At 50.6% G+C, this 24,548-nt stretch carries 17 protein-coding genes; 6 read left to right on the forward strand and 11 right to left on the reverse strand.

What is annotated here, in order from left to right; translation table 11 throughout:
* Positions 1-123 precede the first annotated feature (123 nt).
* Positions 124-1,866, reverse strand: a complete 1,743-nt coding sequence (locus NST44_RS29880; protein WP_028407035.1) for an ABC transporter ATP-binding protein — start codon at positions 1,864-1,866, stop codon at positions 124-126.
* A gap of 134 nt (positions 1,867-2,000) precedes the next feature.
* Between NST44_RS29880 and NST44_RS29885 the strand changes: the two genes are divergently transcribed.
* The 3 genes from NST44_RS29885 to NST44_RS29895 all read left to right on the forward strand — a co-directional run bounded on the left by NST44_RS29885 (position 2,001) and on the right by NST44_RS29895 (position 6,863).
* On the forward strand, positions 2,001-3,443 hold the full coding sequence (locus NST44_RS29885) for an ABC transporter permease (RefSeq protein WP_340901352.1): 1,443 nt from the start codon (positions 2,001-2,003) through the stop codon (positions 3,441-3,443).
* A gap of 13 nt (positions 3,444-3,456) precedes the next feature.
* On the forward strand, positions 3,457-4,965 hold the full coding sequence (locus NST44_RS29890) for an ABC transporter permease (RefSeq protein ID WP_340901355.1): 1,509 nt from the start codon (positions 3,457-3,459) through the stop codon (positions 4,963-4,965).
* 74 nt (positions 4,966-5,039) lie between these two features.
* The gene (locus NST44_RS29895) at positions 5,040-6,863 is read left to right on the forward strand and encodes an ABC transporter substrate-binding protein (protein WP_028407038.1); all 1,824 of its coding nucleotides are present in this window, start codon (positions 5,040-5,042) and stop codon (positions 6,861-6,863) included.
* Between the two features lie 1,458 nt (positions 6,864-8,321).
* Here the strand turns inward: NST44_RS29895 and NST44_RS29900 are convergent.
* From NST44_RS29900 to NST44_RS29920, 5 genes are all read right to left on the reverse strand, one after another.
* Positions 8,322-8,747, reverse strand: a complete 426-nt coding sequence (locus NST44_RS29900) for a DoxX family protein (RefSeq protein ID WP_007131568.1) — start codon at positions 8,745-8,747, stop codon at positions 8,322-8,324.
* A complete protein-coding gene (locus NST44_RS29905) occupies positions 8,744-9,229 on the reverse strand; it encodes a hypothetical protein (RefSeq protein ID WP_007131567.1) in 486 nt (161 codons plus the stop codon). The genes NST44_RS29900 and NST44_RS29905 overlap by 4 nt, the downstream gene beginning before the upstream one ends.
* Before the next feature lie 136 nt (positions 9,230-9,365).
* A complete protein-coding gene (locus NST44_RS29910) occupies positions 9,366-9,845 on the reverse strand; it encodes a GyrI-like domain-containing protein (protein WP_340901357.1) in 480 nt (159 codons plus the stop codon).
* A 219-nt stretch (positions 9,846-10,064) separates the two neighbouring features.
* On the reverse strand, positions 10,065-11,543 hold the full coding sequence (locus NST44_RS29915; protein WP_340901358.1) for an Lsa family ABC-F type ribosomal protection protein: 1,479 nt from the start codon (positions 11,541-11,543) through the stop codon (positions 10,065-10,067).
* Between the two features lie 532 nt (positions 11,544-12,075).
* Positions 12,076-12,633 (reverse strand): protein-tyrosine phosphatase family protein, encoded by a 558-nt coding sequence (locus tag NST44_RS29920; RefSeq protein ID WP_007131564.1) that lies wholly within the window; start codon positions 12,631-12,633, stop codon positions 12,076-12,078.
* A gap of 203 nt (positions 12,634-12,836) precedes the next feature.
* Here NST44_RS29920 and NST44_RS29925 point away from each other — a divergent pair.
* The 3 genes from NST44_RS29925 to NST44_RS29935 all read left to right on the forward strand — a co-directional run bounded on the left by NST44_RS29925 (position 12,837) and on the right by NST44_RS29935 (position 15,760).
* Positions 12,837-14,197 (forward strand): IS1182 family transposase gene (locus NST44_RS29925; protein WP_213617301.1). Its coding sequence is split into 2 segments (ribosomal slippage): positions 12,837-13,404 and positions 13,404-14,197, totalling 1,362 coding nucleotides; the frame shifts between segments, so codons are not numbered across the junction.
* Positions 14,198-14,594: 397 nt separating this feature from the next.
* The gene (locus NST44_RS29930; RefSeq protein ID WP_007131563.1) at positions 14,595-15,152 is read left to right on the forward strand and encodes a matrixin family metalloprotease; all 558 of its coding nucleotides are present in this window, start codon (positions 14,595-14,597) and stop codon (positions 15,150-15,152) included.
* Between the two features lie 23 nt (positions 15,153-15,175).
* Positions 15,176-15,760: a hypothetical protein gene (locus tag NST44_RS29935; RefSeq protein WP_007131562.1), complete on the forward strand. Its 585-nt coding sequence runs from the start codon at positions 15,176-15,178 to the stop codon at positions 15,758-15,760.
* A gap of 220 nt (positions 15,761-15,980) precedes the next feature.
* On the opposite strand, the gene NST44_RS29940 is transcribed toward NST44_RS29935, so the two are convergent.
* From NST44_RS29940 to NST44_RS29960, 5 genes are all read right to left on the reverse strand, one after another.
* Positions 15,981-18,542, reverse strand: a complete 2,562-nt coding sequence (locus tag NST44_RS29940) for a beta-mannosidase (protein ID WP_007131561.1) — start codon at positions 18,540-18,542, stop codon at positions 15,981-15,983.
* Positions 18,543-18,727: 185 nt separating this feature from the next.
* A complete protein-coding gene (locus NST44_RS29945) occupies positions 18,728-19,744 on the reverse strand; it encodes a glycosyl hydrolase (protein ID WP_007131560.1) in 1,017 nt (338 codons plus the stop codon).
* Between the two features lie 226 nt (positions 19,745-19,970).
* Entirely contained in the window at positions 19,971-20,969 is a 999-nt protein-coding gene (locus tag NST44_RS29950) for a carbohydrate ABC transporter permease (protein WP_040739841.1), read from the reverse strand.
* Between the two features lie 98 nt (positions 20,970-21,067).
* A complete protein-coding gene (locus NST44_RS29955) occupies positions 21,068-21,967 on the reverse strand; it encodes a carbohydrate ABC transporter permease (RefSeq protein WP_007131558.1) in 900 nt (299 codons plus the stop codon).
* Positions 21,964-24,540, reverse strand: a complete 2,577-nt coding sequence (locus NST44_RS29960) for a DUF5696 domain-containing protein (protein WP_007131557.1) — start codon at positions 24,538-24,540, stop codon at positions 21,964-21,966. The genes NST44_RS29955 and NST44_RS29960 overlap by 4 nt, the downstream gene beginning before the upstream one ends.
* Positions 24,541-24,548: the final 8 nt, after the last annotated feature.

Below are 24,548 nucleotides of genomic sequence, written 5' to 3' on the forward strand. Positions count from 1 at the left end.
GCCTCTCCCAGCAAAACCCGCCGGAAGAGGCTGTTCACGATTTATATGTTCACAAAATGCTGTCCACAAAAGCTGTTCACAAGAGCAATGCCGCTCGAGCGCCTCAGGAAACCCGGCAAACCGTCAAGCCCCGGTCGGCATAGCCACCCAGTGGCCTTCCGAAACCTCCACCAGCTCCGAATGCTCCAGATTGTACTTATCCTCGCCGGTCCGCTCTTCGAGCATTACCCGCTTTTTCTTCGATTCGATCTTCGGATCAGGCACCGGAATCGCCGCCAGCAATGACTTCGTATACTCATGCTGCGGGTTGGAGTACAGCTCCTCGCTCTCCGCAAGCTCCACGATTTTCCCCATATACATCACCGCGACGCGGTCGCTGATATGCTTCACCATCGACAGGTCATGGGCAATGAACAGGTAGGTCAGGCCCAATCGATGCTGGAGCTCCTCCAGCAGCTTCACGATCTGGGATTGAATCGACACATCCAGCGCCGACAAGGGCTCGTCGCAGACGATGAATTTCGGCTCTACCGCCAGCGCCCGGGCAATGCCGATCCGCTGACGCTGTCCGCCGGAAAACTCATGCGGATACCGCGTCGCGAACGAAGGATCCAGACCAACCATATCGAGCAGCTCCTCGACCCGCTTCTTGCGTTCCTGCTTGCTGCCGCTCAGCTTGTGGACATCCAGCGCTTCACCGATAATATCGAGAACCTTAAGCCGTGGGTTCAGCGACGCATACGGATCCTGGAAGATCATCTGCATATGGCGCCGCATCGCCTTCATCTCCGAAGCCGAAAGCCGGTTCACCGACATGCCCTGATACAGCACCTCGCCCCCCGTCGGCTGATGAAGACGCAGGATGGCTCGTCCCGTCGTCGATTTGCCGCTGCCGGACTCCCCGACAACGCCGAGCGTTTCACCCGCCTGGATATGGAAGCTGATATCGTTCACGGCCTTTAAAACCTTGCCTTTTCCCATGTCAAAATACTGCTTCAGCGACTTCACCTCAAGCAGCGGTCCCTTGTAATCCGTACCGGGAACGATCAGAGGGGCCGGCTTCGGCTTCTTCTTCTCGTCCAGTCGAGGCAGCGCGTTGAGCAGCTTCAGGGTGTAGGGATGCTGGGGATTCTCGAAAATCTCCTCCGTCGTTCCCGTCTCGACAATAACGCCGTCCTTCATGACAACCACGCGGTCGCACATCCCGGCGACGACGCCGAGATCATGTGTAATTAAAATAATCGAGGAGCCGAAACGCTCCTGCATATTTTTCATCAAATTCAGGATCTGCGCCTGAATGGTTACATCGAGCGCCGTTGTCGGCTCATCGGCGATCAGCAGCGCCGGATGGCACGCCAGGGCGATGGCGATCATGACCCGCTGGCGCATGCCGCCGGAAAATTCGTGCGGGTACTGATTATACCGGGCTTCGCTGTTCGGGATGCCGACGAGCTTCAGCATCTCCAGCGCTTGCTGCTTCGCTTCCTGCTTGGACAGCTTCAGATGCTTCACCAAGCCCTCGGAGATTTGCTCGCCGATTCGAATGGTCGGATTGAGCGAGGTCATCGGATCCTGAAAAATCATGCCGATATCGCGCCCGCGGATACTCTCCATTTCCTTCTCCGTCTTCTCTGCCAGGTTTTGGCCGAGAAACAGAATTTCCCCATCCTTCATATAAGAAGGCGGGGATGGCAGCAGACGCATGATCGAGCGAGCTGTCACGCTTTTGCCGCTTCCGGACTCCCCAACGATGCCGAGCGTCTCTCCTTTACGCACCTCGAAGCTGACGCCGCGCACCGCATGGAATTCGGTATCCCGGGATTGAAAGGCGACGCTCAAATTTTTAACCTGTAAGATCGGTTCCAACTTCCTCACCTGCCATATGCATTATGTCATCGCGTAAGACGCTAATAATCTATTGACTTTTAATATATCTCAAAATAAAATATACTATATCGCTCGGAATAATGCAATTTAGAAACAAGGAGGAAAGACACCTTATGGGGGGGACGGAAGCAGCTAGAAGAGGCGGACTCATAGGTTCGATAAGCACCACTTATCATAAGATCCTTCTGAATCCTTCTTATAAATACTTACTATTATTATTGGGAGCACCCGTTAATCTCGTGGTCTTCCTCTTTTATTTGGTTCAGCGAAGGAAGGACGACTCTACAGCCGCTGAGAACCGCATTCGCAGCGCGATGCTTGCATCCGGGTATTTGGAAGCCCTCCAGGGCGAGATTGCCCAGCAGCAGAAGCGCAAGCATGAGTTCTTCAACCAGAAGATCAGCGAGCAGCAGCTCCAGCAGGAAGTTGAACGAATCGCACAGGCCCGGTTTAAGGAGGAGCTCCGTGACCGGACGACCAAGGAGCTTCTATTAAATAATAAGAAGCGTTTGACCATGGCCGATACGTTCGACCGACTGATCGCCAATCCGTTATTCTTCATTATATCACTGATCCCGGGTCTGCTGATGTATATTCTTATATTTTTATATCGCAGTCCCTATCTGAAATATATTGTGGAACGGCTTGCGATGACGATTCTCGTCATCTTCGGGGTAGCGGTTCTCGTATTTACCATCCTGTACTTGTCGCCGTTCAATCCTGCAGCCAATATTTTAGGAGAGACGGCAACGCCGGAGCAGATCGCGGCCTTCAATAAAATGCACGGTCTCGATCAAGGCTATCTGACGCAGCTGTGGAACAACATCAAGGGCATTGCCTACTTCGATCTTGGCAAATCGTTCTCGGGCAACGAGGATATTACGAACAGCATCGCCCGAAAATTCCCGATCACGCTGACGCTGACCGTCATCTCGCTCATTATTGCGATTGCGATCGCGCTGCCGATCGGCATTATTTCGGCAACCAGACCGAACTCGTTCTTCGATTATACGTTCATGTTCGTTGCGCTGATCGGATTGTCTATCCCGAACTTTTGGCAAGGATTAATCCTTATCCTGAATTTCTCGATTAAGCTGCAGTGGCTGCCGGCAACCTTCAACCCGGAGAATTGGCTGTCCATCGTGATGCCGGTTATTGTGCTCGGTACGGGACTTACCGCTTCCGTAGCCAGAATGACGCGCTCCTCGACGCTTGAGGTCATCCATGAAGATTATATGATCACGGCCAGAGCGAAGGGGCTCGGAAAACAGACGATTCTCATGAAGCATGCGGTCCGCAATGCCATTATTCCGATCATCACCGTCATTGGTCTCCAGTTCGGGGGCATGATGGGCGGCTCGGCCGTTACGGAAAAGGTATTCAACATTAGCGGTATCGGGAGCTACATCGTGGACAAGCAATTCATCCCTGATATACCGGCCATTATGGGCGGCGTCGTTTATACCGCCATCACCATATCGCTGGTGAACGTCATTATCGATATCTTGTACGCGTTCTTCGATCCACGGATCCGATCCAAGATGAAACAATACTAAAGCAGGTGTACTCATGATCAAGAAGCTACAATCTAAGCAAGGCACTGCACACCAGCTGAAATCATCACCGGAGTACCGTCAAGCCAGCTTCACATGGGTTATATCATTGACTCTGTCCGTGATCCTGCTGCTGAACAGCTTTGATTTCGCTGGAGGCGCCCTGAAGCCTTGGGTATTTACCGCCTTTGCTGCGTATGCCCTATTTACGATCGTTCAGATGATTATTACGCTCCTGATCCGGCGGGACCTTCTTCGGACCGGGGACATCAGGCGATCAACCCGATTGCTCGGATACATCCAGCTGCTAAGCATCATAACCGGGAATCTGTTTACCGTTACGTTCGGTTTTAACCTCGTCAAACAGCAGAAGCCTCCCGAGTACACCATTGCGGTGTACATGCTGCTAACCCAGCTCTATGTCATCGCTATCTCGGCGCTCAATTTGTTCAAGCCTTATGTATCGAACACTTTTCTACCGGCGATGTTCATCCTCGTCGTGGTTGCAATCCTTCAACTGATCGCACTGCTTTTGGTTGCTAAGTTCGTTACGAGCCACTATGCGCATCCGAAGCTTGTGTGGCTCGCGCTGCCGATTATTGTTACAGCGGCAACCGGCAACATTTTTGCACTGGTGCTCGGGATTAACCTGCTGGCAAAAATCCGCAAGAATGGCAATCCGGCGATGACGCGCTGGAGCGACGTATGGATCAAGCTGACTGCCAACTCGACGGCGATGGCCGGTTTGTTCTTTGTCATCTTTCTGTTCTGCCTGTCGGTATGCAGCGTATTCACCTTTGATTACAGCATCGCGATCGACAACAATTACAGCGCGATCCTGCTGCCGCCTAGTCTGGAGTATCCGTTCGGCACCGACAATTTCGGGCGGGACTTATTCTCCCGGATCGTGTTCGGCGCCCGAATCTCGCTGATCGTCGGATTCGCATCCACCCTCATCCCGGTGATTATCGGCGGGATCCTTGGAGCCATATCCGGCTATTACGGCCGTCAAACGGACAACATCATCATGCGGCTTCTTGACGTGCTGTATGCGATACCGGGCATCCTGCTCGCCATCGCGATCATCGCGGCATTCGGCGCGAATACGGTCAACCTTATTCTTGCGCTTAGCGTAGGGGCCATCCCGACCTATGCCCGAACGATGCGGGCGAATGTCATGCTGGTCTCCACGTATGAATACGTGGATGCGGCCAGAGCCTTCGGCTCCAGCAATTTTTCGATAATTTTCAAGCATATCGTTCCGAACTCCCTTGCGCCTATGATCGTCAAATCGACGTTGACCATCGGTGCGGCGGTCATCTCGACAAGCAGTTTGAGTTACCTGGGCCTTGGGGTAGAGCCTCATATTCCGGAATGGGGAAATATCCTCAAAATCGGAAGCACGTATCTGGAGACCAACTCCTACCTGGCGATTTATCCGGGTCTTGCCATCATTGCCCTCGTGCTGTCCTTCAACTTCTTGGGGGACGGACTGCGGGATGCGCTCGATCCGAAGCTGGACTAGCCTGACGGCCTTAGCAGTACCCAATTAACGGTTTCAAACAAATTTATATATATATCACTCAGGAGGGAATCACCATGAAAAAGAGTTCCTTGCTGTTGCTGTTCCTCTCGCTCGTCATCGTACTGGCAGGATGCAACGTAAAAACCAAAGAGGACGCACAGCAGCAAAACCAACAAGAACCAGCGGATTCGTCCACGGACGCTTCGGCGGTGACGATTGAGCTGCTCGGTATGAGCTCTAACGAATCCGATGTCAATATCATCCGTGACCAGCTGACCAAAAACGGCTTCAACGTGAAGCTGAATCTTCAGCCTGATTACGGCAGCTTCAAAGCCCAGCAGGATGCCGGCAACTACGATATCGCGCTGTCCAGCTGGACGACGGTTACCGGTAACCCGGACTATGCCGTTCGTTCCTTGTTCAAAACCGGCGGCGACTACAGCATTATGTCCGATGAAGAAGTGGACAAGCTGATTGACGAAGCCGCTACCCAAACGCCGGAAGAGGCTGTTGCCACTTATAAAAAACTCGAGGATCGCCTCGTGACGGAAAAAGCCTATATCGCGCCGCTTTACATCTCTCTGAAGAGCCAGGCGTTCAACAAGGACGTTCTTGACGAGAACTCCGTCCGTCTGTCGAAATCCCGCTCCCTGCCATGGGAAGCCGTTGATTTCAAAGACCAGTCGAAGCGCGCAACGCAGCCGCTTATTTTGTCCCAATCGATTTCCGAATTGACTTCCCTTGACCCGATCAAAGGAAACGACGGTTCCATCAATATCATCAACACCAACATGAACGTCCGTCTGATCAACCTGACCGATGACGACAAAATCACGTCCGAAGGCTCTCTGTCTTATAACCATGCCATTGCGGAAGGCAACTCGGAGTACTATTTCATTCTTCGCGACGATATCAACTTCGCCAAAATCACGGATAAAAAAGCCGTTGACTCCGGCGAGCGCGTTGGCGCAGACGATGTCATCTTCTCGATGAACCGTGCGAAGGACAAAAACTCCGTGCCGGATCACCGTACCTACACCCTTCACGAGCACATCAATACCGTTGAAGCGGTCACGGATCTGAGCGTACTGGAGAACACGAAAGTGTCCGGTGGCGGCGAAAGCGTGAAAGAAGCGCTGGAGAAAGGCCTCGACACCAAAATCACTTCCCTGGTCAGCGACAAAAACCAGGCCAGCACCAAGGACGGCAAATATCAGGTCATCAAATTGACGACCACTGAGCCGTTCCCGCAAGTTCTGAACTACCTGGCTCACCAATCCGCAGGGATCGTGTCAAAGAAACAAGTTGAATCCATCAACACCTATGACGTCGAGAAATTCGATGTGAACAAAGACATCCCTTACGGTGACCAAAACACGGTAACGGAAGGCGACAAATACAACAATACGCTGTTTGCAAGCGGTCCTTACATCTTGTCCTACAAGAACGATTACGAGGCCATCTTCTACAAAAACCCTGGTTACATGAAGGGTACGGAGCATGAGCCGAAAATCGAGCAAGTGAAAGTGCGCTTCATCAAGGACGCCGACAGCACGCTCTCCGCGCTGCGCAGCGGCGAGATTCACCTCTACTACGGCGTGCCTGAAACGAAGTACGACGTTGTGAAGGGCGACAGCAAGCTGAAGCTGCAAACCATTGAGAGCAACGCGGTATCTTACCTGCTCTTCAATACGAAGAATCGCGATGTGGCAAGCAGCGAAGATCTGAGAAGAGCGGTGCTCTACTCGATCAACCAGGATGAAATTCTTGCGTACTACAACAATAACAAAATCAAAGCCTACTCCACCGTGAGCCCGATCGTCAAAACCGGCAACGAGCTCGTAGCGGATCCGGCGAAGGTGAAGGAATACTTGGCTGCTTATAAGGCGAGCAAGTAATTTTAAAGTGGGAAGGACGACACTAGCTGTTGCTGGTGTCGTCTTTTTTGTGCTGGGGGTTAGGAGGGGGATTGTTGTTAGCATTGCTTCGCATGCTTTTACCTTGCAGGCATCGCTCTGCACGACTGCACCGTTACTAATGCGGATGTTTCTCAAAGTATTGCATCGCTCCGCATGCGGATGTTCCCTCCGATCCCTCTTGTCCCCAGATTTCCTTGAACTAGTTATAGCCATCGTAGAAATCCGGAGACAAAGGGGCACGCTGCGCTTCTCCTGGAACATTCCGCCTGCTCCGCTGAAGCTTCTCCTGCAACTTTCCGCCTGCTGCGCCGAGGCTATTCAGGGATCCCGAGAGAGCACTGCTGCGTTGCTCTGCCCGCAGAAGGTGCTAATCCCTTTCCCCACTTCCAGCAATGGATCGTAAGAACGCAAAGGCTACTCTCCCCCTTCCTATAGGGGAAGAGGAATAAAATCGTTGAGAAGTTAGTCATCTCAATAATTAGTAGGCACTTTTTTCAGCAAGGATGTTTGTGGGACCTTCTCCATGTGTAAATACAGGTTAGCCTCGCATATAGCGAGACGACTCTGTCAGAAGATAGCCGGCTCCATGGTAGCTCATTTCCATGAGGGCTGTTCCATTGGAGTTTGCTGAAATGCTCTGTAAATACTGCACTGATTCCTTCCCTAGCTCTCGATAAAAGTGCGAGAGTAGGCAATATTGTGGAGGCATCAGCTCGGCCAGTCTCTTTTTATTAATACCTGCCAAGGAGAATCCCCTATGAAAAAATCAACCCTGATCGTTATCTGCATCATTATTGCATTGTACCTGCTGAGTATAATCAGTTACTTCTTCGTAGAATCATATTGACCCTGAAGCATGGAGCTTCACAAACGTTGGTTGCAGACAAAAATGCAGCACTAGAAGTCTTTTGCCCTTCCCCTAACCCATCACTTTTTCGACATGAACTGGCAGTCCGACTCGGAAATCGTGATCTTCTCCCTCAATTTCCCGGGTAATGGTATAAAAACAGACCGATTCAAATTTGATATCGCTCTGTTTTTGCACAGGAAAGCAAAACGTTTATACCTTCTTAAAAGATTACTCCAATCCATTAGCACTTAGGCTATTACTGAAGACAACTTGAAAGTGGCCACTCGAACATTGATGACCTAACCTATGACGTCCTTAGCGAACAGGTCCAACCCATGACAGAAAGTTAGTCTGCGACTAGGAGATGTCCGTTACCGGATTAAATGAATATACCTGCCCGCTGGCTAATGAGTTCGATCAAAAACTTGGCTGCTTAAAACCATAAAAGCCGCAGTTATGCGGCTCTGCTGTCATATCTTATTGTCGTAGTTTTGTTCTGATATCCCCCCCTTCACCAATAGATTTTCTTGGATTTAAAAATCTATTGGTGATACGAAGGGGAAGCCGTCCGTGATATTTACCATCCTTTAAGATAAGCGGCTCTTCGATGGCTGCAGCGCCCACGAGCAGATATTTAATGCAGCATAGGCAAGGGGGAGGATAAAATTAAACCCGTAATCCCCATAGTCGTTGGCAAATGCATGCGATAATGCCGCACCCGTCATTAAAAAGAAGATACCGGCATGAGCCCATTCTTTAAGTCGCGGTAAACCTGGCACGACGAGCGCAATCGCTCCAAGCACTTTCCAAATCCCGAGAATGGTCATTACGTATAATGGGTACCCCAGCTTCGTCACTAATTCGACATTTCCTCCTAATTGCATCAGCTGGCCGATACCACTTAACGTAATAGCTGCTGCGAGTAGGATGGTGACCGACCAATAAGCAACCTTCCTTCCACGGGGTTGGGTATTACCTTTCATTGTTGTTTCCGCACTGATCAGCTTACTCATTTCGATTCCTCCTCATAGCTATATTCTCTCTTGATTACAAAAAACGAGCCACGAATCGTACCAGCTAATTTTGATTTTTGCCTTGCAAATTTAAACTTCCCTTCCAGCTCCTCGGGTACCTCCATCCCCTCAGAAAGCTTAAAACCAACGGCACGCTTCTTAGGATCATCAACCGTATACATGACATTGAGCGCAAGCCCATCCTCATAAAAAACATAGGTAAATTGGATATTTTCCACTTGGAACCGCGATGTTTCCAATGGTTTGGCCGCAATCTCTATATCACGTTCCTTTTTCAAAATGCGGTTCACGTAATCCAGGGCCTCTTGGCTCTCGCTGGCGGGTACAACCGTAAATTCATGCTTATATTTGTTCATAAAATAACGGGCTTCATTGGCTCGTAAACCAGCGAGTGCTTCGGCTACGGGTGAAGATTCTAAACCGGCGGTGGATACATTTTTGAAATCAACGATATGGGACATGTTCATCTCTCCTAAAAGTTTTGTGTGAGGTACTTCTTGAATCGACTTCGAGCAAAACTCGCATCGGAAGCGTAAGCTTAGTTTTGTGTGAGGTACTTCTTGAACCGACTTCGAGCAAAACTCGCATCCGGAAGCATTACTTCCTAACAACAGGAATCCACATTTCACCAAATACCAATCCGTTTCGCTCCCCCATCTCAACCGTGGCGTTCGGTCCGCCAACATAGGCGATATCCTTTGCCTCCGGCAAGACTTGCCCGAAAGCAATGCCAGTTAGCATATGATTCAACTCATCTGCCGTCTTCCCTTCCCCTTTTACAACGAGATATTCCCCTTTAGGAAATTGAATGACCCGGGTTGTTTCGGGTAGAGCTGCATCGGTCATGACGCCAGCATAATACATCATCTTGTTATTCACCGCTTCGTTCACGGCAAACAAGTATTCATTCGCGGCTGCCACCTTTAATGCATCCAGCCTTCCGTCCTGCTGTACTTCCTCCCAGAAATCTGCCTTTTCCTTGTTGATACCGGCATAATCCGTATAATCGCTTTGAAGCTCGGTTCCGATCCCTACTACGATAAAGCTGTCCTTTTCCTCAATACTGTAGTTTGCCATTTTTAATCCCTTCCTTTTCTTTAGCTTCGCTTGAATTGTCTTATCGCTTTTGTTGACTTTATAATAACTTTTAATCATGTCAAAAAGTGATACTGTTTAGGGGGCCGATGGAAAAAGTTGCGGACGGGATGATTCCCCCGCCTGGAACATTGAAAAACGAAAAAGGACATTACATATTTGTCGCTAAACATGTAATGTCCTTCCATTCTTCGTATTCAACTACACAGATATCATTTTGGTTGCAACTGATTGTTGAAATGCCTGATCATGCTCCACCATAATCATGGTGGGATTAAATTGTTGAATTAGTTCTTCAAGCTGCATGCGCGAATACAGATCAATAAAATTTAACGGTTCATCCCAAATGTAGACATGAGCCCGTTCACACAAACTTTTGGCTATAAGAAGCTTTTTCTTCTGCCCGCCGGAATAATGGGAGATATCCTTCTCAAATTGGATTCGGTCAAAGTCCATCTTGCGCAAGATGGACTTAAACAAGGATTCATCAATCTCATGTTCTTCTATAAAGTCCGATAACTGCCCCTTTAGATGAGAAGTATCCTGTTCGACATAGGAAATGATAAGTCCAGACCCCCGTTTGATTGAGCCTGTATGCTGTATCTCATTCCCCAATATTAGTTTGAGGATACTGCTTTTGCCGCTTCCATTCTTTCCATCAAGTATGATGCGATCACCTTGTTCAACCGTGAAGCTAACGGGTTTATTGACGATTTGATCATCGTACATCACTGACAAGTCAGCCAAAACGATCAATTCTTTTGACTGAAATTCCAATGGTTCTAATTTTAACGGCTCGGTTTTCTCCACATTTTTTAGCAGCTTGGACTTTTCCTCAATCGCCTTTTGCTGCCTTGACTCAATGCTCTTTGCCCTCTTCATCATCTTCGCCGCTTTATGGCCTACAAAACCCTTGTCGAGTTTAGAACCCGAATTCGTTGTCCCGTTTTTGGAGGCTTCCACTTGGTTAGACCAATTTGCTGAACGCTTCGAAGACTCCTTTAACCGCCCGATGTCCTTTTGCAGACGCTGATTGATTACCTCTTCGTGTTCCTGCTGCCTATCAAAATTTAACTTCCATGAAGAATAGTTGCAGCTTTGAACCTCGATATTCGCTCGATTGATCGACAAGATGTGGTCAACGCATCCGTCTAAGAAGCTTCGATCGTGCGAGATTAGAATAAACCCTTTTTTCTTCCTTAAATAATCAGAGACAACCTTTCGTCCATCGGTGTCTAAATGATTCGTTGGCTCATCAATCAATAAAAATTGGCCTTCATTCAAAAATAGTCCCGCCAGCAATACCTTGGTTTGTTCTCCATTGGATAAGGTTTTGAACGGTCGGTACATGACCTCGGCATCCACTTTCAAATAGGATATTTCACGAAGAAACTCCCAATCCTCTGCTTGGGGACAAATTTCTTCAAGAACTTCATAAGTTAACTTGTTAGGATCCGAAACGGGATAAGGAAAATAATTAAATTCGACCGAAGAAAGGATGTTCCCGCTATACTCATACTTCCCTAATAACAGCTGAAAGAACGTTGTTTTGCCCCGCCCATTTCTTCCAATAAAGCCAAGCTTCCAATTGGTATCGATTTGAAAGTTTACCCCTTCGAAAATATGGTCAAAGCTGCCTGGATAAGAAAACGTTAAGTCTTGAACTTTTATCATTGACATGAAAAATTCCTCCTTTGTATATCGCACTTCTTTCTGTATACAAAGTCGGTAAATCCATCTATTTTCATACTCCGCATAAGTTTGATGGATATTAACGACTTATACGGAGTATTACATGCGTAACGATCGTGTCCGAACTACTCATTTCTCTCTCCCCTTTATATTTAGATTTTAAAAACATCACAGCTCACCCTATGAGAGAATAAAAAATCCTCCCAAATGGATATGGAAGGATTAGCCGTTAATTTTCATAAATAAGTTTGTAGTTTGCCATTAAATTCATGACATGTACACTGATTTATAGAAATGGATAGACTAACCCTATATTTTGTATTTGGAAGTTATTCAACTCAAATAAAAATATAGATTAGTTAACCATTGTCCATCCATCAGTCCTCTCATCATTATGTTCTTATATTAACAATTATTTTTGAGGAATACAATCATCCTTTCCCCTCAATAAATGTATGGTTGTCGCCTTACATCTTTTCAACGATTGTATGGTGATGTTTTTTAGTTTCGTTTACCCTCGTTAAGAAAAGGAATCCCTGCATCGATCAAGCAGCTCATCCAATCTTTTGTCTCTTGATTCACGTGCATTTCTGCCTTGTCTTTTTACTGCCGTAATCGCCTCCTCATTGGACATTCCTCGACAGCTTACGAGCCAGGCAGCAAGAACATGACCTGTCCGGCCTACTCCACCTGAGCAGTGAACGACCGTTTTCAGTTGCAGCTGCTCTGACTCCGCCAAAAATGGTAAAATACGATAAATAAGTTGGTCCTCTTCTACCAGCTGGAAATCTTCAACGGGAACCCAAAGCACGTTATCTTTACCAAACTCCTGGTGGTAACTTCGAAGCAGATCCTCATAAGCGGCTAATTGACGTGGGGGTAATAAACAAATGACGCGTATTATGCCTTGTGTCCGCATAAATGCAATCCACCTTTGCAATAGCACGGAGGAAACACGAGCAAAAGGAAATCCAGGGCGGCGCGCTCCAAAAACGAAATGTTCCCCTTCATAAGCAGCGGTGAACCCATGTTTAGGATTACTTATCCACTCCGCAAGCTTCATCATGAATTTATTCATATGAACGCCATCTCCTTTTTTTGTTCTAGAAGGCGGACAGTCATATATCATATTCGAGCTCTAAGACAAAGACCCCTTTTCGGGGTCTTTGTCAGGCTGTCGAGAAAGTCTCGACAGCTATTTTCTTGTGAATTTAATTCAACACGACACCGCGTTAATGTTGTATAATGGTATTAAATAAACCGTTCGGAAGGGTGTTACATATGTTGCGTTCGAATCGAGAAAAACAGCAGGCTTACGAATTTGTTTCGATTGAAGAATTGGTTCCTCAAGATCATCTGCTCCGTAAAGTGGACAAGTATATCGATTTCTCTTTCATCGACGAAAAGGTTCGTCCGCTTTACTGTGCTGATAATGGGCGGCCAGCTATCGACCCTGTCGTGTTATTTAAAATGATTTTCCTCGGTTATTTTTATGGCATCCGTTCCGAACGCCAACTCGAACGTGAGATTCAAACCAATCTTGCTTACCGCTGGTTTTTGGGGTTAGGTCTAACCGACAAAGTGCCTGACCATTCTACGATTAGCTGGAATCGTCGCACTCGCTTTAAAGACACCGAGATTTTTCAGGAGATCTTCGATGAGATTGTGCTTCAAGCTATCCAGCACCGTATGGTGGGCGGACGTGTCTTAGTTACCGATTCAACCCACGTCAAAGCGAGTGCGAACAAGCATAAATACACAAAGGAGCAGGTTTTACAAAACACCCGTGACTATGTGAGTGAACTTAATGCTGCCGTGGAGGCTGACCGGAATGCACATGGAAAAAAGCGCTAAAGCCTAGAGAGGACGTGATCGAGGAAAAGGAAGTCAAAGTGAGCACGACAGATCCCGACAGCGGTTATATGATCCGTGATGGGAAACCGGAAGGATTTTTCTACTTAGATCACCGTACTGTGGACCTGAAATACAATATGATTACGGATGTACATGTCACCGCTGGAAATGTCCATGATTCTGTACCGTATTTATCCCGTTTGGATCGTCAACAACAACGATTTGGTTTTAAAGTCGAAGCCGTTGCTCTGGACTCCGGGTATTTGACTTCACCCATTTGCAAAGGGCTGCAAAGCCGAAATATTTTTGCCGTTATTGCTCACCGAAGATTTCACTCAACCCAAGGTTTATTCCCAAAATGGAAGTTCACTTATGACGCACAGCGTAATGTTTATGTCTGTCCAGCGAAGCACGAATTACCGTACACGACGACCAACCGCGAGGGATACCGGCAGTACGCTTCGGATCCACAGCATTGCAAGAACTGCCCGTTATTAAACGAATGCACACGGTCTCGCAACCACCGAAAGGTGGTAACCCGTCATGTCTGGGAGGACAGCAAAGAGTGGGTGCGAGGCAACCGGTTGAGTCGATCCGGGAAATATCTCTACCGAAAACGAAAAGAAACGATTGAGCGAAGCTTCGCGGATGCCAAAGAGCTCCATGGGTTTCGCTATTGCCGTTTGCGCGGTTTGCAGAACGTCAGGGAACAGGCCTTGATGACGGCAGCCGTGCAGAACATGAAGAAGATGGCGATCCACCTGGATCGCCTGGAAAAACGGGGGTAGCCCCCTCATATTTTTCTTAACTTAGTTACTTTGGAAATACAGAGAAACCCTGATCCTTTAAAAGGACAGGGTTTCTCGACAATCTGACAAAGACCCCTTTTCGGGGTCTTTGTCATTTTGATGTTCAGAACACATGCATTTACCTGATCCCAATGCTTCTATGAGCATCTCCTGGCTCAGGTCCATTGGTTTTTTCCCATTTTTTAGAGAAATATTACCGTAACCTTTTCCAAAGAAAGCGTTTTGTATTATACAGGGAAATAGCATAACCCAGAAACATTTGGTTCTGCTGTTTTCATTAAGCGGATTCTTCAGTGATACGCTGGGTTAAGAAAGGAGGATAACAAAAGCATCAGCCCTAGAATCCGCAAAAATTAAACAGATGGGAGGAAATCCGGTGAATACTAAATCAAAAGTAATGCACGCCTTAGTTTTCCTAATCGTTCTATCTTTTACGTTAGGTTCTTATGCTTTTGCTTACAACAACAAAGACAACATGTGCGGCAAATGGAGTTCTCCCGGAAGCATTAAATATAAATTTATCGGGGACACGCCAAGTGATTACAGAAACATTTTTGCCACTGCTGTCGTTGGGTGGAATGATACACCAACCAAAGTTGGTCTGTCACATGATTATTCTTTACTTACTGCAAATATTTTCGGCATATATAACGAAGAAGGATCGAATATGGGTAGAGCCCATCTATACTGTAAACCTTTTACCTCAGAAGCTAGCAGCGGCGATGCAGGTCTAAACAACTTGTGGTTCTATAATTACTCCGGACCGCTAAACAAAACGAATTTGCAGATTAATACCGCACTGCATGAAATCGGACACTTTATCGGTCTAGGGCACTCTACGGTTTCCCCAACAGTGATGTGGGCAACAGGACTTTATACCGATACTAAACCACTACAAGATGACATTAACGGTGCTAATGCCATGTATCCTTAATCAATGGAAGGGAGGGAATATAATTGGTTAATAGAATAAAGAGTTACGCTCTAACGATTTTGGCGGCTTTTGTAGCTGCTACTCTGGTTTACTTTGTTTATGCACAGGTTAGCGGATCGTCGAATGGAGAAGTAAGAAGAGCCACGGCAAATAACATCGATCTAGCAATTGAAACCTCCCCGGTTGTAGTTATTGGGAAGATTATCGATGATAAGGGAACAACCCGAAACCTTAGACGGGATTCGGTCGATCCGACGAAAGAAGACCAGAACGTCAGTGTTCCAGGAACGGATTATGCTGTTGAGGTAACCAAAGTTTTAAAGGGGGATGTCACACCGAATAGCAAAATTCATGTCGCTGTTCCTGGAGGAAACTACAAAGGAGAATCCACTCCCTTACAGGCTACTTTAACAAAGAATGGTGAGTATATCTTTGCATTAGCTCCTTCACCGTCAGGTCCTTCAAGTTATTACGGTATGATTGAACCATATATTTTTCAATTGAAAAACAATAGGGTTGTCGCAATTACCAATGACGATACTATCAAAGCGGATTTTCAGGAAGTGAACCTGACTGAAGCAGAGCTCACTCAGAAATTCAATAAATAAACTTACACCCACCAATCTCTCCGTCACGGTAATTACCAAAAGAAGTTCTGTATAAAAACAAAACCGCTCCTCTCGCCTATATGGCTGGAGAAGCGGTTATCCCTCACCCTAACTGTTGATCGCTGTCAACTAATATGCACTACGAACGAGGCTGCTAATGAATCATCCGTATAATCCGTGCGAATGAATTTAATTCTGGTAGCGGTAAGAAGGTAGCTGACTATACCGACACGACCGCCGCCGGATCGATGCAGTCCGCCATTGATCGGACCTCGACCTGCCCCGGGCGGCCCGTGACGAACGGCGTTTCGCCGGCAGCATTTCTGCGGTTAAAGGATACCGTCACCGGAATGCCCGGAATCAGGTCGAAGAAGTTGTCGCTGTAGAAGCCTTCCTCCTCCTGGGACAGCCACACATGACGGGCCAGCACGTCACTCTCCAGCACGAACGCGGTACCCCCGCTGCCATCAACCTCGCTTACGCGAATGTTCGGGCGTTGAAGGCGGAGCGCCTTGTCGTTCACGAAGTAATGGGTTTTGCTGTCGAGCACGTCATCCTCCTGAAGCAGCTGCGCCAGCAGCACTACCCGGGACGGGTCATGGCCTTGCAGAAGCCCGTCTTCTGCCGCCCGGAACGCCACAAAGGATGCCTGCGCCTCCGCATCGACCGGATGTTCGGAAGCGTACAGCTCCTTACCGTCAAAATCGAACAGCTGGACGCGCAGCGTTCCGCGAACCGGTTCGTTCACGTCGGAGACGAGATGAACGCGGACCTCCTGTTCCCTGGAATCAACCGACAGGCTGACGTCCCGGAAGCTGCGCTTAGCCACGTACTGCAGCGCCTTCCATCTTCCGAGGTAGTCCATGCCTGCCCAGGAAGCGACCGGCCAGCAGTCGTTCATCTGCCAATACAGGGTACCCATGCAGTACGGTTTGTTGCGGCGATGGGCCTCGATTGCCATTTTCATTGCTTCGCCCTGTTGAATCTGGCTCATATGCAGGAATGCTTCAAAATCCTTCGGCTCATGATAATACTGCTCCATGTAGCTCTTGATGAGCCTGTTGCCCGCCCCATTCTTCTGGTGCGCCAGCATGACCTTCGATTCCAGCTCCATGTCGCCTTCCTCCGCATAAGTGCGGACCGTCTTCGGCTCCGGGAACGACTGGAAGCCGTACTCGCTCATAAAGCGTCCTACATACACGTTGTAATTATCGAACGGTTCAGTGTTATGCCAAACGCCCCAGTAGTGAATGTCACCGCTTGTGGTGGATGGATTGGCATGCTGATCCTTGTCACCGCTCAGCGATACGAGTGGCGATGACGGCCAATATTCCGCGCCGGGCGCATAGCTTGCGACCGCTTCCGGCAAAATCCGGTGGAAAATGGCCTCATAGTCGGCCCAAATCCGCTCGCGCTGCTCATGCGTATAATCCTTCTTCCATCCCCATCCAGCGTTCTCGTCATAGTGGGCCCAAGCAGAGTCAATCTCATTATTGCCGCACCAGAGCACGATGCTCGGATGATTCCGCAGCCGGACGATATTCTCCTCCGCTTCCAGCCGTACGTTTTCCAAAAACGCCTCATCCCCGGGATACATGCTGCAAGCAAACATGAAATCCTGCCATACCATCAAGCCGTACTCATCGCACAGGTCATAGAATACCTTTTCTTCATAAATGCCCCCGCCCCAAATGCGCAGCATATTCATATTGGACTCCGCAGCGGACGCAATCTCGTGACGATAACGCTCAGCGGTCACTTCCGTAATGAAGCTGTCGTTCGGGATATGGTTTGCACCCTTGGCGAAAACCGGCGTGCCGTTCAGCTCAATATAGAACGATGTGCCTCTCTCGTCCTTGTCCCGTACGAGCCGGACGCTGCGCAGTCCGGTTCTCACCCGGTACGACGCTGCAGTGTGCTGATCCCGGACGAGCTCCACTTGAAAATCATACAGATGCGCTTCGCCCAATCCCCGGCACCACCACAGCTTTGGCTCGGCAATGGCCAATTCCAGCTCGACGGTGTTGCTGCCCTCCGCCAATTGGACCTCCTTCTCCCATACCTGTCCGGCTGCCGACACGCGCAGCTTGCCCTGCCACGCCTGCTCGGCCTCAATGGATGCCACAGCCGTCAATTGTGCCGATACGGCCGTAATTTCATCCTGGCGGATGAACACATCATCCAGACGCACCTCCGACCAGGCTTCGATGCGGGCCTCCCGCCAGATTCCGCTCGTGACGAACCGCGGACCCCAATCCCAGCCGTAATGGTACGGCGCCTTCCGCGCAAAGATGCTGACCTTCCGGTCGCCCAGTCCCCCAAGCTCGGACTGATCATTGCTCGCCGGCAGCGGGTATCCCAGCTTCTCCAGCTTCGGCAAATCCTCCTGGATCGGCGAGCGGAACCGGATGCGGATGGCGTTGCCGTCCGCCTTGACGAGTGATTTTACGTCGACGCGCCATGAGCGGAACATATTATCCGCTTCCAGCACCTTCACCCCGTTGAAGTACACATCCGCATATGTATCCAAGCCCTCGAATACCAGCTCAACCTTGGCTTGAGACTGTAGCTGCGGATCGATTTCAACCACCGTTTCGTACTCCCAATCCTTCTTGTCAATCCACTGCAGATCATGCTCATTCGTTCCGTAGAACGGATCCGGGATCTTGCCGTTTCTCAGCAGATCTGTGTGAACGCAGCCCGGCACTTGGGCTGGAAGCCACTCCGTCTCGTCGCTAGCCTTAAAATTCCACTTCGTTAATGTCAGAATGTTTTTATTCATGGTAGTCACCTTGCCCTATTTTTATATTTTGTATGGAACTCATCGTTTAGCATGCGGCATGGCTTCGATCCAGCATCGTTTTCTCCACTCCGAAAAGACATTGCTGCACCATAACACACATAGATTCAAAATCCTTTTTTAGCATTCGATGGGCAGCGCCAAAATCGCCTCCGCCCAATCTTTCCCTAGTCCTTCAAATTCGGAAGCTCATCCAGCGTAACCGTAAAGGGATGCGCATAGGTCTTCACGAGCTGCTCCGCATCCGTATATTCTTCGGAATAGACACGCTCGTCTCCTTCCCCGGTGAAAACAAAACTTCCGTACCAGGTGCAGTTCCATGCCCAAGGGCAGTCATCCGCAAGCATCCGGTCTGGATCGGGGACGACCCCGTTCTCGGTCAACGCGATAATCTTCCTCGCAGCTGTATACGACTCCGCCATGCGGAATCGCTCCGCTTGGGAGCCGTAATCCTGAGCGGGCGGATAAATATCTTCGCCGATGATATCGACGTACGCATCCCCGGGATACCAGTCCTTATGCTGGCCGTTCCATACCCAGATCAGGTTGTTCAGCCCGTGAACATGGGTCATCCGCTCGTACATCAGCTTCCATAAAGCGATGCAGGGCTCCGGCCCTTTCGCTCCCCACCAGAACCATCCGCCCGACGCCTCATGCAGCGGCCTCCACAGCACCGGCACCCCTTCGTCCTGCAGCCGTTTCAGCTGATCGGAGATTGCATCGATATCGCGGATAAGCAGGCGGTATTCCTCCGAGTCCTGATCCGACATCGCCCGCTGAACGTCGAAGGTTGTGGCTTTCGTATAAAACCCGCTCCCCCATGTGCGGTCCGGCGGCAGATCAATCAGATCCTTCGGGGCATTCCAATGCCAGCAGAAGGTGACGATCCCGCCGCGGTTCCACCAATCGATTGCAAGATCGGTGTCGCGGCATTCAGCACCGCGTTCCACCCTGGACGGCGAGTAATTCATGAAGTCGAAGCCGCCAACCGCAGGGTACTTTCCCGTTACCCTGTGAATCATCTCGAATTCAGGCGTCGATACGACGCCGATCTGCTGTCCGGTCAGCATCCGCTTTCCGTAAATGCTGCACAAATAACGCATCAATCGCTTCGCGCCCTCGGAGGCCCTTGGATTAATCAACTCGGGCGCAACCTCGAATCGGGAAGTATTAGCTTTCGCCATTGTCTTCTCTCCTGACCTGTCGTTATGGGACAATTCTTGGCAGTAGCTACCGGCCCTCAATTATCCGCTTTCCGCGCACACCCTTAATTTCATGCCACTCTTTGCACAACATCACGCTTAGTCCACAAAGCCCATACCCCATGCTTTTCATGGGCAGCCTACTACTCCGGACGCTCCATCTTGCCGCGCTTAGCCTACGACTCTGATATGCTCCATCTTTTCACGCTTAGCCTACAACCCCCGTACGCTCTACGCTTTCCACGAAATGGCGCTGCACGAACAGATACAGGGCGATGAGCGGCAAAATCGCCAGCAAAATGCCGGTGTCCACCACCAAGGCCACATAGTTCGGATCCGCCTTGGCCGACGAGCCGAGCCCCATGATGGACGGCAGGAACTGATTCGCATCAGCGGGCAGCGAGGCGATCTTCAGCGGCATGAGCGCCCCTTCGCTCATGAAGAGCGAGGTATAGAACGTGTCGTTATACTGCCATACGAACGAAAACAGCGTGACTGTAATGAGCGGCGGAATCGCATTCGGCAGCATAATCGCGAAAAAGGTCTTGAGCCCGCCCGCTCCGTCGATCAGCGCCGCCTCCTCAATCTCCTTCGGCAAGCCGCGGAAGAACTGGCGGAAAATATATACGAACAGCCCGGCTTTCAGCCCGGTCGCCGTAGCCGACGTAATGATGGACGGCCAGTAGCTGTTGAGCAGATTGATTCCTTCCTGGCCGCTGAACAGCCGGACCAGCCCGAGCACGTCAAAGCTTCGGAAGTGCAAATACATCGGCACCATCAGCGTGCTCATCGGTATCAGGATCGTCAGAACGACCAGCGCGAACAACAGATTGCTCCCCGGAAAGGTGAACCGTGCAAATCCATAGCCCGCAAGCGCCGTCGACATTGTCGTAAGCAGCATCGTAATAAACACATAGATCATCGTATTGAGCAGCAGCGGCCAATAATCAAGCAGGTCCAGCACGATTTTGAAATTATCCAGCGTGAAATGTACCGGAATCATGTAAATCGTCGGATTATAAATGTCCTGCTTATCCTTGAACGCAACCGAGAATTTGGAGATGATCGGATAAATAATGATAAAGGTGATGCCGATGATCAGCAGATAACGGAATACCGACCATAGGATCGGCAGCGTCTTGTTCCTGATCCGGTTCATGCGTGCCTGAGCCGATTGGTTCACGCGCGCCTTAACCGATTGGTTCATGCGTGCCTGAACCGATTCTTTCGACGGATCCCGAATAATTGCCATGCGTTGCTCCTCCCTTCCTCCCGTTCCTTGTTCCGATCGTAAATGTGACAGCCTTAGTTTTGGTAAAAGGTTCTTCTGGACACGATGATGCCCATGATGACCAGAAGCAGGCTCACCACGATCGTGTACAGCCAGGCCATCGCCGCGCTGAGTCCGAAATTTTGCGTCTTGAAGGCCGTCTCATAGATCGTTCGGGTTACCGTGCTGTCCGTAAACGAGTCGATGATGGTGTAGATCATGTTGGTCAGGATAAGCGGGCTCACCATCGGGAACGTAATTTTCCAGAATGATTCATAAGCGGTTGCGCCTTCGATCTTGGCCACTTCGTACATCGAGCTCGGCACGGCCTGCAGCGCCGCCAGAAAGATCAGAATCTGAACGCCGGAGCTGCTGATGATGTCATAGATCCGCATGACGGCCTCGACGATGTAATCGGTGATCGTGATCGGGAATCCGGCTTCCGTCAAGATCCGCACCATGGAGAGCACGTTAAACTGTCCGGATGCCGTGCCGAGCTCCTCCGCCACGGACGCGTTTCCGACCAGGTTGATGAGCCCTGATGTTTCGGCAGCAGAAATCGCTCCGGAGGCCAGAATGACCGGCAGGAAGAAGATCGCCCTTGCCAGCGCCCGGCCCCTGAATTTCTGATTGAGCAGGACTGCGGAGAACAGGCTGAAGAACAGGATTAAAGGCACATCCACGACCGTCCCCAGAATGGATTCCGTCAAAATCCGGTTGAAGTTAGCGTCCACGAACAGCGCATCCTTGAAGTTCTGCCAGCCGACAGCCTCCAGCTCATACCCTCCCGGGGAAATGACCAGCTTGCTGAAGCTGAACAGAATGGACTGAAGCAGCGGCCCGGCGAACAGAAAGACAAAGCCGATGAGCCATGGTGCAATGAACAGCAGGCCGAGCATGGATCTTTTTTGCGTTAAGGACAGTCTTAATTTCATGCCCGGTCACCACCTACTGCATAGGATTGCGGCTCCACCGTAATGCTGCGAACCGAGGCCGGCTTGTCGGTATAATTGATCAGAATCGACATGCCGCTCTCATACTTCACTTCGACCACGCCATCCGCATGCTGCGTGTGCTCGACCATCCGCTCGGTTCGGACCGGAGCGAGCACCTCGTTCAGCTCGTTGTACAGGGCAACGGCCTCCTCGTACCAATCCCGGTAATCGGCTGCATACATCTCGTCGAACCGCGTGTATTTCAGCTCCGAGCTCTTCTCGTAGGACCACAGATAGCGAGGAGCCGAGCCCATCTCCAGCGACTGGAGCAGCTGCTTGCGGGGATTCTGCTCGTTGCCGATATTGAACGCGCCCGCCGCATAATCGATGTAGCCGTGAATGACCATCTGGTAAAAGGGCACCTCGGCATCGGTAAGGCCAAATTTGCTGCTTGCCGCCGGAACATCGATCAGATGCTTCGCGTACGGCCAGCTGTATGCATTGCCGCCCGATACCATCAGATCCGGGCTCGCCTCCCGCAGCCGCTCCAGCTGATCTTGGGCGATCAGCTTGGCCGTCTCCCGGAATACGACCCGCTGTACCCGGTAGTCGGAGCTCAGAACATCGCCCAGATCCCGCAAGGATAATGAAGCGATGCCGTAACGGCCGTAGGAATCCGCAAACCGGCTCACGTAATGCGGAAGCTTCGCCGGGGACATAAGATAGTAGGTGCCGTAATACGAATCCATCCGGTTCATGTTGCGGTCGTAAGGATGCAGCTCCGCCGTTTCCCTGGTGACGAACCTGGCGGCATCCGATGCCGGCGTAAAGGAACCATCGTCCCGGTAAACATGCTGGAACGCAACATCCGGGTACAATCCGCCGCCTGCGGCCTGCAGCTCCGCCGCCAGCTCCTTCAGCTCCGAGACGCTGCCGACGGCCCCGTCCGTCTTGGCGTTGACCGGCGGCTTATGATGAACGCCTTTGCCGAACCAGCCGAGATAGCGCATGCGCAAATTCGATACCCCATCCTTCATAAGCTTACCGGCAATTTCCCCTGCCTGGTCAAATGTCGTCATGGAGACGACGGCATGATACGGCACGCCGAGGAAGGATCGCTGCTTATCCACGCTGCCGAGCATGTCGAGATAGAACGGAAGCGAATCGCTTTCCGCCAGCGGCGTCAGTTTGTTTTCCTTAACCAGCCGCTGCTGGTATAAGCGAGCCATTCCCGAGTAAGTCGCATCCCCGCCGGATAAGAAGCTGTACCTGACGGAGAGATGGCCGTCGTACATTTTGTCGCTCAGCAGCTGGATTTCCTGAACCGTGCTTCCGGTGTACAGCTCCAGCATATCCTCGCCCCGGACGGCAAAGCTGCTGAACACATGATTGTACGAGTTCTGCTTGCCGCTGATATCGGCCGACACGCTCGCGACGGCATCCCCTTCCTCAATGATGGCAAGCCATGCGCCGTCTCCGCTCTTCATTCCGAATACGGGCATGCGGGCCGGATCGGCAACCTGTCCCCGGCTTTCGCTGTTATGGTTCGGATCGGTGCCGTATATCCGCTGCACGTATTGCTCTTCCTTCACCTTGCCGTTATTCAGCATAATCAGGCTGCCGCTGCCGTCCGGAACGAGCATATACCCCTGCTCCTTCGTACCAGCCGCCCCGAAATAGCGGAGGAGCTCCAGGCTGCGCAGCCGGTAGGTCTCGCTTTCGGTTACCTGGCCAAGCGGCACCGACACCATCAGGGAATCCTCGTCGAGGCGATATTCGATCGGAATGGTGAACCGCGGCTTTGAATCTGCGCTTGCCGCCTCCCCACCCCCGGACGCATTGTCGATGGCCAGATCATCTGCGGTGTATCCGGCCTGCTCGAACGCCCCCAGCATTTTTTTCAGGACCAGCTCTTTCTTGATCTGTTCGTCCAGGCGCTCCAGCACGGCGGGGTTATCCTTCATCGGGTAGTAGCGGGCCTGCACGTATTTAGCCAACGTGGCATCCAGCTTGCTGAGCACTTTCTCCTGCAGCCGATCGGGCGTAATATATTTCGGCAGGGCATCGATGCCCAGCGACACATCGCCCAGCGTGTATGTAACCCTGATGCCGTTCTCAATGCTTTCGGCTTGGAAATTCCCGTTCGTTACGCTCCATGTGTAGTTCGGATACGTTTCGAGCGTGCCGATCGAATCGCGGAACGTCACCGTCAGCTGCGAGGACAGAGCCTCCTTCTCGAACGGCGATGCGATCGGATCCTCCGCCCGGTCCGCCGGGTTGCTGTACCATATGCGGCCGCTTCGTTTGTCCCGAATCGCGATTTCGGTCGTCTCCGGATGGTAGTACAGGCCAAGCCCGGCCGTCTCTGCGACCAGGCTCATGCCTGGTACGCCCTCGGTCCGGTCCGGCAGAACGGTAAGCTCCTTCCCCGGCGCCGGCTCCGAGGCTCCTGCAGCATAAGCAGCAACGTCCACCGCCGGCGCGCCCCGGTTCGCGCCGATCAGAAAGCCCGTTGCAATGCCGGCGATGACGACACATGCAAGCACCGTGTAGAGCCATTTTCTTGATTTCACGGCTTAAG

This window comes from Paenibacillus sp. FSL W8-0919 (genome assembly GCF_038003785.1).
Classification (GTDB): domain Bacteria; phylum Bacillota; class Bacilli; order Paenibacillales; family Paenibacillaceae; genus Paenibacillus_AQ; species Paenibacillus_AQ lactis.

Excerpts from the sequence above, each read along its gene's own strand:
- NST44_RS29885 (WP_340901352.1), top strand. The coding sequence starts at position 2,001 with ATGGGGGGGACGGAAGCAGCTAGAAGAGGCGGACTCATAGGTTCGATA.
- NST44_RS29890 (WP_340901355.1), top strand. The coding sequence starts at position 3,457 with ATGATCAAGAAGCTACAATCTAAGCAAGGCACTGCACACCAGCTGAAA.
- NST44_RS29895 (WP_028407038.1), top strand. The coding sequence starts at position 5,040 with ATGAAAAAGAGTTCCTTGCTGTTGCTGTTCCTCTCGCTCGTCATCGTA.
- NST44_RS29900 (WP_007131568.1), bottom strand. The coding sequence starts at position 8,747 with ATGAGTAAGCTGATCAGTGCGGAAACAACAATGAAAGGTAATACCCAA.
- NST44_RS29905 (WP_007131567.1), bottom strand. The coding sequence starts at position 9,229 with ATGTCCCATATCGTTGATTTCAAAAATGTATCCACCGCCGGTTTAGAA.
- NST44_RS29910 (WP_340901357.1), bottom strand. The coding sequence starts at position 9,845 with ATGGCAAACTACAGTATTGAGGAAAAGGACAGCTTTATCGTAGTAGGG.
- NST44_RS29915 (WP_340901358.1), bottom strand. The coding sequence starts at position 11,543 with ATGTCAATGATAAAAGTTCAAGACTTAACGTTTTCTTATCCAGGCAGC.
- NST44_RS29920 (WP_007131564.1), bottom strand. The coding sequence starts at position 12,633 with ATGAATAAATTCATGATGAAGCTTGCGGAGTGGATAAGTAATCCTAAA.
- NST44_RS29940 (WP_007131561.1), bottom strand. The coding sequence starts at position 18,542 with ATGAATAAAAACATTCTGACATTAACGAAGTGGAATTTTAAGGCTAGC.
- NST44_RS29945 (WP_007131560.1), bottom strand. The coding sequence starts at position 19,744 with ATGGCGAAAGCTAATACTTCCCGATTCGAGGTTGCGCCCGAGTTGATT.
- NST44_RS29950 (WP_040739841.1), bottom strand. The coding sequence starts at position 20,969 with ATGAACCAATCGGTTAAGGCGCGCGTGAACCAATCGGCTCAGGCACGC.
- NST44_RS29955 (WP_007131558.1), bottom strand. The coding sequence starts at position 21,967 with ATGAAATTAAGACTGTCCTTAACGCAAAAAAGATCCATGCTCGGCCTG.